We start from the raw sequence: 15,825 nt of genomic DNA on the forward strand, positions 1-15,825 counted from the left end.
CGCCTCTTCGAAGTTATTGCAATCCTTTTGCACCTGGGCACCGAATGCCATGAAGGATGGACCACGACCTAGAGCACCACCGGGAACCGAGGACACACCATGACCGTTGCGCCCCAGACCCAGCCGGGCCTCGTCCGGCGTATCCGCGGAGCACTCACCCCGCGCGAATGGGCCAGGGCCGGCGGACTGGCCGCCGCGATCCTCGCGCTGCACGTCATCGGCTGGGGCACGCTGATCCTGATCGTCGTGCCCAAGCACTTCGAGCTGGGCGGCGGACAGGGAGCCTTCGGCATCGGCATCGGCGTCACCGCGTACGTGCTCGGCATGCGGCACGCCTTCGACGCGGACCACATCGCCGCGATCGACAACACGACCCGCAAGCTCATCTCGGACGGACAGCGCCCGCTCTCCGTCGGCTTCTTCTTCTCCCTCGGCCACTCGTCCGTGGTCTTCCTGCTGGCCCTGCTCTTCGCACTCGGCGTGCGCTCGCTGGCCGGACCGGTCCAGGACGACGGCTCCTCGCTGCACGCGACGCTCGGCTTCATCGGTACGTCGGTGTCGGGCGTGTTCCTTTACGTCATCGCCGCGTTCAACCTGGTGGCGCTGGTCGGCATCCTCAAGGTGTTCCGCCGGATGCGCTCGGGCGGCCACAGCGAGGCCGACCTGGAGGCGCAGCTGGGCGCCTCGGGCGGGGTGATGACCCGGATCCTGGGCCGGGCGACGCGGGCCGTGGGCAAGCCCTGGCACATGTACCCGCTGGGCTTCCTGTTCGGCCTGGGCTTCGACACGGCCACCGAGGTCTCGCTGCTGTTCCTCGCGGCCGGGGCCGCGGGCGCCGGTATCCCCTGGTACGCGATCCTGTGTCTGCCGGTGCTGTTCGCGGCGGGCATGAGCCTGCTTGACACGATCGACGGTTCGTTCATGAACTTCGCGTACTCGTGGGCCTTCTCCAACCCGGTCCGCAAGGTCTTCTACAACATCACCATCACCGGTCTGTCGGTCGCCGCGGCCCTCATCATCGGCACGGTCGAACTGCTGTCGATCGCGGCCGAGAAACTCTCGCTGCACGGGGTGTTCTGGGACTGGGTGGGTGGCATCGACCTCAACAGCGTGGGGTACGCCGTGGTGCTGCTGTTCGTCGTGACGTGGGCGGGGGCTCTGCTGATCTGGCGGTACGGCCGGATCGAGGAGAAGTGGGCGCCGGCCTCGGGGACTGCTGACGGCTGACGGCTGACGATCTGGAACCGATCGGCTCCGAGCGGTGTACACAAGACATGAAGCGATGTGATGCAGCGCGGGCCGATCGGGAGCGGGGAGGGCCGACCCGATGACCGAAGTACTGAGCGGTGGCGGCCCGGACCGGCCGCCGTGGAGACTGCCACGGTGGTTGGTCCTGACCGCGCTGGGCGTGGTGGCGATCGCGGCGGTGGTGGCGGGGCTCGTCGCCGTGGCGGACGGGGGTTCCGGACGGTCGGCGGCGCATCGGAGCTCGCGGTGGGCGTCGGCGCCGGCCTCGTCGGGCAACAGCTCCCAGCTGACGGATTCGGGGCTCTCCTTGGCGCGGGACCAGACGCCCGGGCTTGTGCTCACCGGCAAGGGGGCCGTCGCGGGGCGCAGCACGCTGAACCGGCACGACAGGGCGGCGCCCACTGGTCAGTGGACGGTGACGGTGCGGCGTTCGGACACCGGGTCGTTGGGGCATGACGGGGCGGTGGTGACGTTCCCGGTCCAGAAGCCGCCGGCCGGCAGCCCGATACGTTTCGACGGGGCGACAGGGCAACGGGGGTCGGGCCGTGACGGCGAGGTCATATGGCCGCTGGCCGACTCGTACGCACGGGTCCGTGGTGACCTGTCGTGGGCCGAGTTGTCGAAGATAGCCGCCGCGACGTCGGTCGTATCGGGCCGCCCGGAGGTGAGGGCACCGGCCGGGTTCTCGGTGGTGTCGACGGGGCCGGCTCGCCCGCACGTCGTGCGCGAGGCACGGTACGGCTCTGAAGAGGTGGGTGAGGCGCGGGAGTTGGGCAACGGTCTGACCTTCACGGGAGTGGTCCGCTGCGGCGGCCTGGAGGACCGGCTGTACGCGGTGGGTGCGCCGGCGGCTGGCACGGTGCACGGCAGACCCGCCGTCGTGACGGACGCGGTCGTCGGCAACGGGATCCTGGCGTGGGAGCCCGAGCCGGGCGTCATCGCCTACGTCGGCTACAGCGGGGCTGCTCTCGACCGCGGTGCGATCGACGCGCTGCGCCGAACAGCCGAGCGGACCCGGCTGTTGAGCGCGCGGCAGTGGCAGGGCACCCGTCCCGTGACCGTCGATCAGCGCAACGACTTCCTCTGAATCTTCTACCGATGAGTCTTCTACCGAACGAAAATGCCTCGCGCGTCGGCCCGAGGTGGCGTTACGCTCCCCGGCGATGACCACTCACTCTCCCGTCAGATTGGGGGTCCCGTCCGCGCAAGGTGAGTGCTGATGCTCACCGAGACCGCGAACGGGGATTCCCGCCTCTCCCGCTGGCTGCGCGTGCGCGAGTTCGCCGTGCCGCCCTCCATGATCGAGACAGCGACCGTCCGGCGCCTCGCCGGGGACTGGGTTGGGGCGTGTGCCGCCGCACGGGTCGACGTCGATCTCGATCTGCGTTCCGTGGCGCGTGCCCACGGCAGGGACCTTGCCGCCCGACTCCGGGCGGATCTCCGCCACTTGGCCCCTGACCTGCTGCGCTGGCACCTGCCCAGGATCGCTCCCGACGGGCTGCTGCGACCGGGGCTGACCGTTGCCCTGGCCCGGTACGACCGTGCGGGACCCGGTGCCCCGGACCCGGTGCACCTCGTGGCCCGGACACCGCCCGCCTGGGCCGACGCCGGTCAGCGGATCAGCCTCGGCCTGTGGGACGGGTCGCTGTCCGAGCCCGGCGCCTCCCGTCATCCGCACCCCCACCCCAGCGCACGGTTCCGTCTCGACCTGCATCGCCATCTGTGGGATGCGCGGAGGGCGGACGAGCTGCGGGTCCGGTCCGGAGCCGACCGGCCCACGGGCGAGGACCGCACCTTGGTCGAGCTGGATCTGCCGCGGGATCGGGAGTGTGCCGTCGACCGTTGGGCGGCCGAGGCGAGGATTCTGCTCCGCGCCGAGGGGAGATCCGCTCGCCGGGTGATGGTGCGGGTCGCGGGCCGACACCGGTTGGTCCTGGACCTGGACCTGGACTCGGATAGGGGCCGGGACCGGGACTTGGACGCGGACGGGGAGGCAGTCGGGGCCGGTCCCGGAGCGTCCGCTCTGCGGATCACGCCGGCGTCCGCGGATGCGGGCGCCCATGGCCTCCCGGTGCTGCCCGACGCCGCGACCTGGGTGTTGCCCGACCTCGAACTGGTCCGCAGCGGTCTGATCGAGGCCGATCGCTTGCATCCGTTGGTCGCCTCGGCCCTCGTACCGGGGTGTTCGGCGTCCGGGCCCGCCCGGGGCCCGGAGCGGGCGGGGCAGCCCCATCCGGTGGAGTGCCGGGGTGCCCGGCACCGGATCGGCCTGGTCGACGGCGTGTTGGCGCCGTTGGACCACGATCCGGTCGAGGTCCGTCGCGAGGAGCTGCTGGCCGCTCTGACCGGCACTCCTCTCCCCTGTCTCCAGGCCATCGACCAGGCGCATCGCCGCCCCGACTGCCTGGCCGGCGTCCGCGAACGCCTCGATCACGGCGACACGGCCGGTGCGTTGGCCGTGGTCGAGGGCCTGCTCGGCCCCGAAGCGCTGCTCCGCGACGGCCCGTTGCGTGAGGAACTGGAGGCGGCCGCCGAACGCCGTATCGCCTACGGCCTGTTCAAGGCGGGCCTGGTCGGTCCCGGCCCCGACCGCATCCGCCCCGGCGAGCGCCGCCCCGCCGGCCACCGCTCACACCCACGCCACACGACCGGTCGCTGAACCCGGTCACCTGCGCGCTGCCCGACCCTCATCCCGCATCCGTCTCCTCACAACCCAAAGGTGATGACACATGCCCACTTGCACCCCGTTCATGACGACCGCCACCCCCACCACCCCCACTCCGGTCTCCCAACTCGACGTCGCCGATGACCTGTTGGCTCTCCTCAACGACACCACCACCGAACCGCGCCCCGACACCCAGCTGGAAGCCCTGACCCTTGCCGTCGCCGCGGATCTCCCCGTGCTGCTGTGGGGCGAGCCGGGGATCGGCAAGACCGCCGCCCTGACGCAGCTCGCCTCGGCGCTGGATCTTCCGCTGACCACGGTGATCGCCAGCGTCCACGAGCCGTCCGACTTCTCCGGGCTGCCCATCGTCGGGGACGACCCGGCCGAGCAGGGCGTGCCGATGGCGCCGCCGGACTGGGCGGTGCGGCTGGTGCGGGCCGGGCGGGGGCTGCTGTTCCTCGACGAGTTGTCCACCGCGCCACCGGCCGTGCAGGCCGCGCTGCTCCGGCTGGTCCTTGAGCGGCGGATCGGCGCGCTCCAACTGCCGCCCGGCGTAAGGATCGTGGCGGCCGCCAACCCACGCTCCTCGGCGGCCGACGGCTGGGAGCTGAGCCCGCCGCTGGCCAATCGGTTCGTGCATCTGCAGTGGACCCACGACCACGAGGTCGTCGTACGCGGTCTCGGCGGGACCTGGCCGCGGGCGACGCTGCCCCGGCTCGATCCGGGCAAGCTGCCGGAGGCCGTGGAGTTCGCCCGCCGTGCGGTGTGCGGGCTGCTGACCGGCCGTCCCGGGCTGGTGCACCGGCTGCCGAGCAGTGAGGCGCGCCGGGGCGGGGCCTGGCCGTCGCCGCGGAGCTGGGAGATGACCCTGCGGCTGATCGCCTTCGCGACCGCGGCCGGTTCGGCCCGGGACGTGCTCTCCCTCCTGGTCAGGGGGACCGTCGGGGACGGCCCTGGGCTGGAGCTGCTGGCGAGCGTGGACCGGATGGATCTGCCGGACCCCGAACTGCTGCTCGCCGACCCGGCCGGTGCCGAGCTGCCCGAGCGGGGTGATCTGCGTCAGGCCGTACTGGACGGTGTGGTGGCGGCGGTCCGGGCGCGACCGGACAAGGCCCGGTGGGACGCGGCTTGGGCGCTGCTGGTGCGGGCGGTGGAGACCGGGGCGCCGGACCTGGTGGTCGTACCCGCGACGACCCTCGCCTCGCTGCGGCAGCAGGAGTGGGACGTACCGGAGTCGATCGAGCAGCTCGCCGGGGTGGTGTCCCTGTCCCGGCGGGCGGACCACGCGGCGGCCCGGACCGCCGCGGCGACCGGGAAGGCGCGCCGATGACGACCGGCACCCAGGGAGGCCTGGACCTCGACAAGCTCTTCGCCGCCCGGCTCCAGGCGGCCCGCGCCCGGCCCTATCTGGCCACGGCCCTGTTCGCGCTGCACACCGTCGAGTCACGGCAGGTGCCGACGATGGCCGTGGACCGGTACTGGCGGTGCTATGTCTCGCCGGGGTTCGTGGACCGGATGCCGGTGGAGGAGTTGGCCGGCGTCTGGGTGCACGAGGTGTCGCATCTGCTGCGCGACCACCACGGGCGCAGTGAGCGGGTCGCCAAGGAGCGCGGGCTGACCGGGTCGGGCGACCGGCTGCGGATGAACATCGCGGCGGACTTCGAGATCAACGACGACGTGTACGGCGACGGGCTGGCCCGGCCGGAGGGCGTCGTCATGCCGGGTGACCTCCAGCTGCACTCGGGGCTGCTCATGGAGAGCTATCTGGACATGGTCCGGCTCGGGACCGGAACGCAGGGCCTGGCCTGGCTGGACTGCGGGAGCGGTGCCGACGGGCTGGAGCGGGCGTGGGAGCTGGGGCCGGAGGGTGCGCGCGGGCTCAGCGAGCAGGAGCGGGACGCGGTGCGGTTCCGGGTGGCGCAGGGCATCAAGGGCCGTCCGGGGAGTTCGCCGGAGGGGTGGCGGCGGTGGGCCGAGGAGGCGTTCCATCCGCCGCAGCCGTGGCGGGAGTTGCTGGGCGCGGCGGTCCGCTCGGCGGCCTCCGCTCCCGGCGTCGGCGAAGACTATTCGTACGGCCGTCCGTCGCGGCGCTCGGCCGGATTCCCCGGGGTGGTGCTGCCGAGCCTGCGGCGCCGACCGCCCCGGGTGTCGGTGGTCGTCGACACGTCCGGTTCGGTCAGCGACACCGAACTGGGCAGCGCGCTGCTGGAGATCGCCGCCATCTCACGGGCCGTGGGCGGTCGGCGCGACCTGATCAACGTGGTGCCGTGCGACGCGGCGGCCGGGATGGTGCACTCCCTGTGCCGCGGCGAGGGCATCCCGCTCATGGGCGGCGGCGGTACGGATCTGCGTACCGGGTTCGCCACGGCGTTGCGGTCGCGGCCCCGCCCCGACGTCGTCGTGGTGCTCACCGACGGACAGACACCGTGGCCGGACAGCCGGCCGGCGTGCCGCACGGTGGTGGGGCTGTTCCCGCGGCCGGACGACTCGTGGGACGAGGAGGACCCGGACTACGTACCGGACTCGCCGCCCGACTGGGCCCGCGTGGTGCACATCGGCTAGTCCCCGCAGCCCGGTGAGCCCGGTCCGGTCATTCCCAGACCACGACGTTACGGCGCACCGGCACCGTCGGCGTGCCCGTGGCGAACAGCTCCGGTGAGTGCGCCCGGATGCGCTCGATGTCGTTGAAGACGGCCCGCAGGTGCGAGCGCATGGCGGTGCGGGCGAGCGCGATGTCGCCGCCGAGGACCGCGGCGAAGATCTCGTGGTGCTGGTCGGCGAAGACGGCAGGCGACTCGTTCTCGTGCAGGCCGAGGCGGCGGGCCCGGTCCAGGTGGCCCTTGGCCGCGGCGACGGTGGTCCACACGTTGCCGTGGCCGCTCAGCCGCATCAGGCCCTGGTGGAAGGCCTCGTCCAGGGCGAAGAACTCCTCCAGGCCGAGGTCGGCGCCGCGCTGGCGCCGCAGGTTGTCCCGCAGCTCCTCGACGACCTCGGCGTCGAGTTCCCCGGGCAGGTCGTCCAGGGCGGCCAGCTCCACGGCCTCCCGCAGGAACTGGGCGTCGGCGACCTGCGCCGGGTCCACCCGGGACACGAACGACCCGATCTTCGGGAAGACCTGCACCAGCCCTTCCTGGGCCAGCAGGATCAGGCTCTCCCGCACCGGGGTGCGGCTGACGCCCAGGGACGCGGCGAGCTCGTTCTCCGACAGGGCGGCGCCCGGGGCGAGTTCAAGGGTGAGGACCAGCTGACGCAGCTTCAGGTAGATGTCGCGCCGACTCGTCCGCCCGTTCGTTTGAGCCATGCGCACATCGTACGTAGAACCACGGCACAAGTATTGTCACACTCCGAGACAGCTGCTTGTATACAAGTACTTCGCGACCAAGGAGTGCCTGTGAGCAAGATCGAGTGCGTGGACGTGTTCGTCGCCTCCCCGGGGCGCACGTTCGTCACCCTGCGCATCACCACCACGGACGGCGTCACCGGCCTCGGCGACGCGACGCTCAACGGCCGTGAGCTGGCCGTGGCAAGCTATCTGCGCGACCACGTGGTGCCGCTGCTGATCGGCAGGGACCCCGCGCGCATCGAGGACATGTGGCAGTTCCTCTACAAAGGCGCCTACTGGCGGCGCGGCCCGGTCACCATGACCGCGATAGCCGCCGTCGACACCGCGCTGTGGGACATCAAGGGCAGGGTCGCGGGCCTGCCCGCCTACCAGCTCCTCGGCGGCCGCTCCCGAGACGGGGTCCTCGTCTACTCGCACGCCAGCGGCACCGACGTACCGTCCCTGCTGGACGACGTCGAGCGCTATCTGGAGCTGGGCTACAAGGCCGTACGGGCGCAGGCCGCCGTGCCCGGGGTCGGCGGGACGTACGGGGTGCGGAAGGGCGCGGTGTACGAGCCCGCCGCGACCGATCTGCCCGAGGAGCAGCCCTGGGACACCGAGGCCTACCTCGGATTCGCGCCCGGCTACCTGGAGGCGGTGCGCGAGCGGTTCGGCTTCGGCTTCCATCTCCTGCACGACGTGCACCACCGGCTCACGCCGATCGAGGCGGCCCGGTTCGGCAAGAGCGTCGAGGGGTGCCGGCTGTTCTGGATGGAGGACCCGACGCCGGCCGAGAACCAGGAGGCGTTCCGGCTCATCCGCGAGCACACGACCACGCCGATCGCGGTCGGCGAGGTGATGAACTCGATCTGGGACGTCCAGCACCTGATCACCCAGCAGCTCATCGACTACGTCCGGACAACGGTGGTGCACGCGGGCGGTATTACGCACCTGCGGCGCATCTTCGACCTCGCGGCGCTCTACCAGGTGCGCACCGGTTCGCACGGGGCGACCGACCTCTCCCCCGTCAGCATGGCCGCCGCGATCCATCTCGACATCGCCGTACCGAACTTCGGCATCCAGGAGCACATGGGCCACCCCGCCGAGACCGCCGAGGTGTTCCGCACGGGCGTCACCTTCGCCGACGGCATGCTCCACCCCTCCGAGGACCCGGGCCTCGGCGTCGAGTACGACGAAAAGGCCGCCGAGCGCTTCCCGTACCAGCGGCGCTATCTCCCGGTCGCCCGCCGCCTCGACGGCTCGGTGCACGACTGGTGACCGGCCACCTGAATCGCGGGGCACTGCCCCGGCTCTCGCCCGAGCTGCGCCCCGAGGTCGATCCGGCCGAACTCCGCACCCGCGTCCTCCACTTCGGCCTCGGCGCCTTCCACCGCGCGCACCAGGCCGGCTACACCGAGCGAGCCGCCGCCCGCTCGGGCGAGCCCTGGGGCATCACCGCGGTCGCGCCCCGCTCGGCGGAGACCGTACACGCCCTGCGGGAACAGGACTTCCTGTACTCGCTCACCGAGCGGCGGCCCGACGGGAACCGCACGCGGGTCGTCGGTTCGGTGGTCGGCGCGCTGGCCATGGGGCCCGACGCCAAAGCGGTCGACGCCCTGCTCACCGACCCCGAGGTGACCGTCGTAACGCTGACGGTGACCGAGAAGGGATACCAACGGTCGCCGCTGACCGGCGGGTTGGACACTGCGGCGGCTCCGGTCGCCGCCGATCTCGCGGCGGATCCGGACGGCCCCCTGGCCACGGTGGTGGGTCGGCTGGCCGCTGGGCTCGCGGCGCGGATGCGGGCCGGTGCGCCGCCGATCACTGTCGTCTCCTGCGACAACATGGCTGACAACGGCGCCGCGTTGGGGCGGGTCGTGCATGAATTTGTACGGGCGTCCAGCTGGCCGGACCGCGCCGGGACCCTGGAGCGGATGGCCGATGCCGTCGCCTTCCCCTCGACGGTCGTGGACCGGATCGTGCCGGCCACCAGCGAGGCCGACCGCACCTCCGCCGAGAGCGTCCTCGGGGTGCGGGACGCGCTGCCGGTGACCGCGGAGCCGTATCGGCAATGGGTGCTGGAGGACTCCTTCGCCGTCGCCCGGCCGCCGTGGGAGCGGGACGGTGCGCTCTTCGTCCCCGATGTGACGCCCTATCAACTCACCAAGCTGCGGCTGCTGAACGGGTCCCACTCGGCGCTCGCGTATCTCGGTCTCGCCGCGGGCCTCACGACCGTCGCCGAGGCGATGGCGTCGGACTGGGGCGAGCGCCTGCTGCGGGCGCTCTGCGCGGAACTCGCGCCGACGCTGCCAGCCGGAGGGCCTGACCCGCTCCGGTACGCCGGCGATCTCGTCCTGCGTTTCCGCAATCCGGCGATGCGGCACCAGCTGCGGCAGATCGGCACCGACGGGCCGTTGAAGATCCGGGAGCGCTGGCTGCCCGCCCTGCGTGAGCTGCGGGGGCGGGGAGCGGGCACTCCGGTACTCGAACTCGCCTTCGCCGCATGGGTGTTGACGGCAGGACCGGCATCCGTGCGCGACCTGCTCCGGTCCCTGGGCGCCGAGGATCTGGCGGAGGACGGCGCCTTCACCACCGCAGTCACGGACCGGCTGCCCGCCCTGCGCGCCGGACGCGTCGAGATCTGAAACCCCTCCTCTGAAAGAGCGTCACTTCACTCCCCGAACAACGGAGTTCACGATGAAGGACAGCGTCATTGCCGCTCAGCAGACGCCATCCGCGCAACGCACCACGCGCGATCTGGCCCGTGCCGCCGTCTCCGGATGGCTGGGCACGGCCATGGAGTTCATGGACTTCCAGCTGTACTCGCTGGCCGCCGCGATCGTCTTCAACAAGATCTTCTTCCCGGACGTCAGCCCCGCCATCGGCCTGATCGCCGCGATGGCCACGTACGGCGTCGGATACGTCGCCCGGCTCGCCGGCGCCGTCTACTTCGGGCGGATGGGCGACCGCATCGGCCGCAAGAAGGTGCTGTACCTGACCATCCTGCTGATGGGCGCCTCCACCACGCTGATCGGCGCCCTGCCGACGTACGCCGCCATCGGCATCCTGGCGCCCGTGCTGCTGGTGGCGCTGCGGCTGGTCCAGGGCTTCGGGGCGGGCGCGGAGATCGCGGGGGCGACCGTGCTGCTCGCCGAGTACGCGCCGGTGAAGCGGCGCGGGCTGGTCTCCTCGCTGGTGTCGCTCGGCACCAACTCCGGGACGCTCGCCGCGTCCGGGCTGTGGGCAGTGCTCCTGGCCGTGCTCAGTGAGGACCAACTGCTGTCCTGGGGCTGGCGGTTGCCGTTCCTGCTGAGCTTCGTGCTGATGCTGTTCGCGGTATGGCTGCGCCGCGGCCTCAAGGAGAGCCCGGTGTTCGAGCAGCGGGCCGACGTGGTGGACGGGGTCGCGCTGGCCAAGGACGAGGTGATCGCGGCGGCGCGCGAGGGTGATCCCCTGGCCGCGGGCATCCGGCAGCGCAAGGGCAAGGCCTTCTTCCTCGCACTGGGGCTGCGCTTCGGGCAGGCTGGCAACTCGGGCCTGGTACAGACGTTCCTGGTCGGCTACATCGCCACCAACCTGGCCGTCGGCCGGTCCGTCCCGACGGACGCCATCGTCTACGGCTCACTGCTCGGCTTCGTCACCGTGCCGCTGGTCGGCCTGCTCGGCGACCGCTTCGGACGCCGCGCCGTCTACCTCGCGCTCACCGCGCTGACGGTCGTCGTCGCCTTCCCGGTGCTGCTGCTGATCACCTCCGGTTCGACACCGGGCGTGCTGCTCGGCATGGTCCTCGGTCTGAACGTCGGCGTCCTCGGCCTGTTCTCGCTGGAGAGCGTCACGATGGCCGAACTCTTCGGCGCCCGCACCCGGTTCACCCAGCTCGCCCTCGCCAAGGAGATCGGCGGCATCCTGGCCACCGCGATCGGCCCGGTCCTCGCGGCCACGCTCACCGCCGTCACCAGCAGCTGGTGGCCCATCGCGGCGATGCTCGTCGTCTACTCCCTCATCACCTTCGTCAGCGCGCTGCTCGCGCCCGAGACCCGCGGCCGTGACCTGGTCCGCCTGGAGGACGCCGTATGAAGGCACTCGTGGTGCACGGCCCCGGCGACGTACGGATCGACGAGCGGGAGGTGCCGGTCCCGGGTCGGGGCGAGGTGCTGCTCGCCATGGAGTGGGGTGGGATCTGCGGATCCGACATCGCGTACTGGCAGAAAGGGGCCTCCGGCACCGCCGCGCTCACCCATCCGCTGGTGCTCGGTCACGAAGTCGCGGGGCGGATCGCCGGGCTGGGCGACGGAGTCACGGGGCTGCGGGAGGGGCAGGCGGTGACCGTGCATCCGGCCCGACTCGTCGGCGACGGCCTGCTTCCCGAGCGCATCGCCGGGCGTACGAACCTCTATCCGCAGGTGCGCTACTTCGGTTCGGCGGCCTTCGATCCGCACACCGACGGCGGGTTCAGCGAGTTCCGGGCGGTTCCGGCAGTCCAGATCCGCCCCCTGCCCAACGGCGTGGACACCGAACAGGGCGCGCTCGCCGAGCCGTTGGCGGTCGCCCTGCACGCGGTCGGCCGGGTGCCCGAACTGGGTGGCCGTAGCGTCCTCGTCAACGGCTGTGGGCCGATCGGTTCGCTGGTCGTCGCGGCCGCACGGCTGCGCGGTGCGGGCACGGTCGTCGCCGCCGACGTGTCGTCCTCGTCCCTGAAGGTGGCCGGTGCCATGGGCGCCGACGAGACCCGTGACCTCTCCGGCGGCGAGACGCTGCCCGAGGACGTGGACGTGGTCTTCGAGGCGTCCGGTGCCCCGGGCGCGCTCGGGCCCGTGCTGCGGGCCACGGCACGGGGCGGAACCGTCGTCCAGGTGGGCAACCTGCCCGGTACGAACGTCCCCGCCGCCCTCGGGGACCTGGTGACCAGGGAGATCACCTGGATCGGCTCGTACCGTTTCGTCGAGGAGATCGACGACGCGCTGCGTGCTCTGCGCGACGGCCTCGACGTGAGCCCGCTCATCACCCACCGCTTCCCGCTGGAGCGGGCCGAGGAGGCCCTCGTCGTCGCGGCCGACCCCACCGGAGGCAGCAGCAAGGTCATGCTGCGGCTGACCCCATAGGAGCTGTACGTGTCCCTCGTAGGAGCTGTACGTGTCCCTTCCGTCCCCCGCACCGGCCGCCGACCTCGTCCTCGTCCTCGTCGGCCAGGACGAGGACGAGGCCCTGTGGGGCACGGCCCGCCCCGACGACACGGCGGCCCTGCGCACCCGTGCCGATGTGCCGCCCATGCCGCCGCGCGAGGAGATCGACCGCCTTCTTGAAGCGGGCTCCGCGCTTCAGTGACCGTCGCAGCACCCCTCCCTGCGCATCAGCCGCCCCACCCCCAGCCAGTCGTCGTGGGCGGCCGCGGTGCGGGTGGCCGCGGGCTCGAAGGAGGCCACCAACTCCTCGGTGGTGTACGGGACTCCGCCCCTGAGGACGGATTCCGTACGGACGAGGGTGGCGAAGTCCGTGAACGGGTCGCCGTCGATGACGGTGAGGTCCGCCAGCCTGCCCTCCTCGACGGTGCCCAGGTCCCGGTCGACGCCGAAGAGGCGGGCGGGCAGCACGGTCGCGGTGCGCAGGGCCTCCGCCGGGGACAGTCCGCCGCGGTGCAGCGCGCGCAGGCCGAGGTGGAGGGAGAGGCCGACGGGGACGAGGGGCTGGTCCGTGCCGAGGGCGACGATGCCGCCGGCGGCCAGGATGCGCCGGTAGATGTCGGTCTCGATGCGGAGGGTGGCGAGTTGGGCGGCGGTGGGCGGGACGCCGGCCGACTGCTGGACGGCGGCCGTGTCCCACGGCGGCATGACGACGGTGACCCGGGGATCGTCGGCGAGGGCCGGGTCCGCGCCGAGGAGAGGCGCCGATGTGAAGGGCGTGGCGATCACCGAGAAGCGCACCCCGCGCGCGGTGTAGACCTCCACGACGTCCTCGTACGCACGCCCCGTCGCGGTGATCGCATGCCCGAACTCGGCTCGCTGGGTGGCCTGCAGATGGGTCGTCAGGTCCTGCCCGAGCTGCACGCCCGGCGAGAGCAGATGCCCACCGCTGCGTACGCCGAGCCGCTCGTGGGCGAAGCGGGCGGCCTCCTCCATCACCCAACCCGGCGCCCGTACATAGGTCTTGACGAAGTCCCAGTCCAGCGCCGCGCCCCGCTCCAGTGACCGGCGCAGGCCCTCCCGGGTCCGGTGGGCGCGGCCCATGCTGTAGGCGACCCGTGCCCCGTCGAGGAGTTCGCCGGTGGCCAGCAGCCGGGGTCCGGCGAGCTGTCCGGTGGCTACGGCCTCGCGGATACGGGCCTGTTCGTAGGCGAATCCGCCGAGCGAGACGGCGGTGGTGATGCCGTAGGTGAGCTGGCCGACGGTCTGGCGTCCGCCGTAGGTGCTCTGCCAGGGGTGGGTGTGGGTGTCCCAGAGACCGGGGATCACGGTACGCCCGGAGGCGTCGATACGACGGACTGCGGTCCCGCGGCCGGAGCGGTGTGGCTCAACTGCCGTGATCCGTCCTTCCCTTACGACGATGTCGACGTCGTCGCGGGTGGTCTCGCCGGTGCCGTCCCAGAGGCGTCCGGCGTGCACCACCACGTCGGCGGGGGTGGGTCTGGGCGCGTCGAGGGGGACGCGGACGGTGCGGGCGGGGCCGCCGTCGGTGCCGACGAGGCGCAGTCGGGTGCCGGAGAGGTAGAGGAGGGTCGTGGAGTCGGCGGACCAGGAGGGATGGTCGGCCGCCTCGGTGGTGAGGGTGCGCAGTTCGCCGCGCGGGGTGCCGTCGGGGTCGACGGGCAGCAGGCACAGCGCCGATTCGACGATCACGGCCATCCAGCGGCCGTCCGGCGACCAGACGGGCCCTGAGTCGTACCGGTCGGCGATCGAGGTGTGGGGTGCCACCGCGTGCAGGCGGGCGGTGCCGGTCGTGGTGTCCACGACGCGGACGAGGTTGTAGCCCTCCCGGAAGCGGGAGTTGAGGCGGTTGCGGTCGCAGAGGGCGAGGTAGCGGCCGTCGGGCGACCAGCTGGGGCGGCCGGGCAGACCGCCGGCGCCGAGGGGGGCGGCCAGGACGCGTTCCTCGCCGGACGCCAGATCGCGGACGAGGAGCCTGCCGGTCATGTCGATGCAGGCGAGCCGCCGCCCGTCGGGCGACAACGCCGGATGCACCCGGCCGCCGGTCGCGAGGGCGGTCTCCTCGCCGGTGGCGAGATCGTGCCGGTACACGCCGAGGAGCCCGTCGCGGTCGTCGGCGTAGACGAGCGACCGCCCGTCGGGCGCCCAGGAGGGGGCGAGCAGATAGCGCGTGGCCGCGGACTTGCGCAGTCGCTTCGGCGGTCTTTCGCCCGAACTACCGGCCAGCCACAGCGAGTTGAGCGCCGCGAAGGCGATCTGCCGCCCGTCGGGCGAGAGCGCGGGCAGATGGATGCCGCGCACCGGACGGGTCCGGGCGTCCGCGAGGTCGTACTCCTTGGTCCTGTACCGCGGTCGCGCCACCGGGAGCCCTCCCTCGAAGGGGACGGTCTCCGGATGGCGGGGGTCGTCCGGTCGTACGAGGGTGAAGGTGCCGTCGAGGGTGAGGAGCAGTTCGCCCTTCGCTGTCCAGCGCGGGGGTACCGGGGCGATGTCGCCCGTGACGGGGACGGGGGTGCCGTCGACGACGAGGGTGCAGGAGGCGTTGGGGGCGGCCGTGGTGCGGAGGTGGGCGAGGCGGTCGTCGGTGGCGAGGGCCGGGGTCATGACCTGGGCGGCCTCGGTCTCGGTGTACCGGACGGTGACCGGGCCGGTGCCGTCGGCGGGGACGGCGGCGATCGTGCGGGCCTCCACGGTCAGGCCCAGGGCGGTGCTGACGGTCTTCGCGCGGACGAAGAGGATCCCGGTGCCGTCCGGTGTCCAGGTGGGGTCGAAGTCCTCCCACGGGGTGTCCTGGAGTGGGCCGTCCTGGCCGGTCAGGCCGGTGACCCGGGTGATGCGGCCGGTCCGCAGGTCGAGGACGTGGATGCGGTAGGGGCTCCCGGTGACGGGGTCGCCCGCGCGTTCGGAGGCGAAGGCGAGCCGCTGCCCGTCGGGCGACCAGGCCGGGCCGCGGTCGTCCCAGGGGCCGTCGGTGCGCCGGCGCAGGTCGGAACCGTCGGGGCGGACGGTCCAGAGGTGGAAGCCACCGTCCCGGTAGGCGCAGAAGGCGATGAGCTCGCCGTCCGGGGAGTGGGTGGGACGGCCCGGTTCGAGGTCGGCCGGGGTGAGGGGGCGGGCCTTGCCGCCGGCGCGGGGCAGGGACCAGAGGGTGCCCTGGACTTCGGCGATGAGGTGGTCGCCGGCGGGGGCGAGGGTGGCCGAGCCGTTGGTGGCCCGGGTGAAGGTCAGAGAGGTGGCCGCGGCGTCCGGTCTCGCCAGGGCCACGGGAGCGACGCCCGCGAGGGGCACAACGCCTGCGGCGGCGAGGAGTTGGCGGCGGGTCGGACGGAAGGTGGGGCTCCAGTCACGGTCCATGACAGGACACACTGCTGCACCGACCGCCCCGATTTCAACACACGGTACGGATCGAGCCACAGTAAGTGACTGGCCGATTTTGCTACAAGTTCCGA

The 15,825-nt window shown here is 72.4% G+C and carries 12 protein-coding genes; 10 read left to right on the forward strand and 2 right to left on the reverse strand.

Annotated elements, in window-relative coordinates; genetic code table 11:
* The first annotated feature begins 99 nt into the window (after positions 1 to 99).
* The 5 genes from ACQEWB_RS05250 (at position 100) to ACQEWB_RS05270 (ending at position 6,475) form a co-directional block, all read left to right on the forward strand.
* Positions 100 to 1,227: a HoxN/HupN/NixA family nickel/cobalt transporter gene (locus ACQEWB_RS05250; RefSeq protein WP_432827533.1), complete on the forward strand. Its 1,128-nt coding sequence runs from the start codon at positions 100 to 102 to the stop codon at positions 1,225 to 1,227.
* Positions 1,228 to 1,327: 100 nt separating this feature from the next.
* Entirely contained in the window at positions 1,328 to 2,335 is a 1,008-nt protein-coding gene (locus ACQEWB_RS05255; RefSeq protein WP_432827535.1) for a hypothetical protein, read from the forward strand.
* Between the two features lie 132 nt (positions 2,336 to 2,467).
* Entirely contained in the window at positions 2,468 to 3,907 is a 1,440-nt protein-coding gene (locus ACQEWB_RS05260; protein ID WP_432827537.1) for a hypothetical protein, read from the forward strand.
* Positions 3,908 to 3,977: 70 nt separating this feature from the next.
* A complete protein-coding gene (locus tag ACQEWB_RS05265; protein WP_432827539.1) occupies positions 3,978 to 5,243 on the forward strand; it encodes an AAA family ATPase in 1,266 nt (421 codons plus the stop codon).
* The gene (locus ACQEWB_RS05270) at positions 5,240 to 6,475 is read left to right on the forward strand and encodes a vWA domain-containing protein (protein WP_432827541.1); all 1,236 of its coding nucleotides are present in this window, start codon (positions 5,240 to 5,242) and stop codon (positions 6,473 to 6,475) included. The genes ACQEWB_RS05265 and ACQEWB_RS05270 overlap by 4 nt, the downstream gene beginning before the upstream one ends.
* A 28-nt stretch (positions 6,476 to 6,503) precedes the next feature.
* Here the strand turns inward: ACQEWB_RS05270 and ACQEWB_RS05275 are convergent, their stop codons facing one another.
* On the reverse strand, positions 6,504 to 7,214 hold the full coding sequence (locus ACQEWB_RS05275) for a GntR family transcriptional regulator (protein WP_432827543.1): 711 nt from the start codon (positions 7,212 to 7,214) through the stop codon (positions 6,504 to 6,506).
* Between the two features lie 90 nt (positions 7,215 to 7,304).
* Between ACQEWB_RS05275 and manD the strand changes: the two genes are divergently transcribed.
* Genes manD through ACQEWB_RS05300 form a run of 5 tightly spaced genes read left to right on the forward strand, consistent with a single transcriptional unit; the run spans position 7,305 to position 12,560 of the window.
* Positions 7,305 to 8,513 (forward strand): D-mannonate dehydratase ManD, encoded by a 1,209-nt coding sequence (gene manD, locus ACQEWB_RS05280; protein WP_432827545.1) that lies wholly within the window; start codon positions 7,305 to 7,307, stop codon positions 8,511 to 8,513.
* Positions 8,510 to 9,880, forward strand: coding sequence for a mannitol dehydrogenase family protein (locus ACQEWB_RS05285; protein ID WP_432827547.1), 1,371 nt, complete (start codon positions 8,510 to 8,512; stop codon positions 9,878 to 9,880). Before manD ends, ACQEWB_RS05285 begins: the two co-directional genes overlap by 4 nt.
* A 52-nt stretch (positions 9,881 to 9,932) precedes the next feature.
* Entirely contained in the window at positions 9,933 to 11,312 is a 1,380-nt protein-coding gene (locus tag ACQEWB_RS05290; RefSeq protein ID WP_432827549.1) for an MFS transporter, read from the forward strand.
* On the forward strand, positions 11,309 to 12,337 hold the full coding sequence (locus ACQEWB_RS05295; protein ID WP_432827551.1) for an L-idonate 5-dehydrogenase: 1,029 nt from the start codon (positions 11,309 to 11,311) through the stop codon (positions 12,335 to 12,337). The genes ACQEWB_RS05290 and ACQEWB_RS05295 overlap by 4 nt, the downstream gene beginning before the upstream one ends.
* Positions 12,338 to 12,368: 31 nt before the next feature.
* Entirely contained in the window at positions 12,369 to 12,560 is a 192-nt protein-coding gene (locus ACQEWB_RS05300; protein ID WP_432827553.1) for a hypothetical protein, read from the forward strand.
* On the opposite strand, the gene ACQEWB_RS05305 is transcribed toward ACQEWB_RS05300, so the two are convergent.
* Positions 12,554 to 15,730 carry an amidohydrolase family protein gene (locus tag ACQEWB_RS05305; RefSeq protein ID WP_432827555.1) on the reverse strand — a complete coding sequence of 1,059 codons (3,177 nt, stop codon included), beginning with the start codon at positions 15,728 to 15,730 and terminating at the stop codon, positions 12,554 to 12,556. The two genes, ACQEWB_RS05300 and ACQEWB_RS05305, sit on opposite strands and share 7 nt — an antisense overlap.
* Positions 15,731 to 15,825 lie beyond the last annotated feature (95 nt).

Origin of the sequence: Streptomyces sp. CA-249302, assembly GCF_050936785.1 — a bacterium.
Classification (GTDB): Bacteria; Actinomycetota; Actinomycetes; order Streptomycetales; family Streptomycetaceae; genus Streptomyces.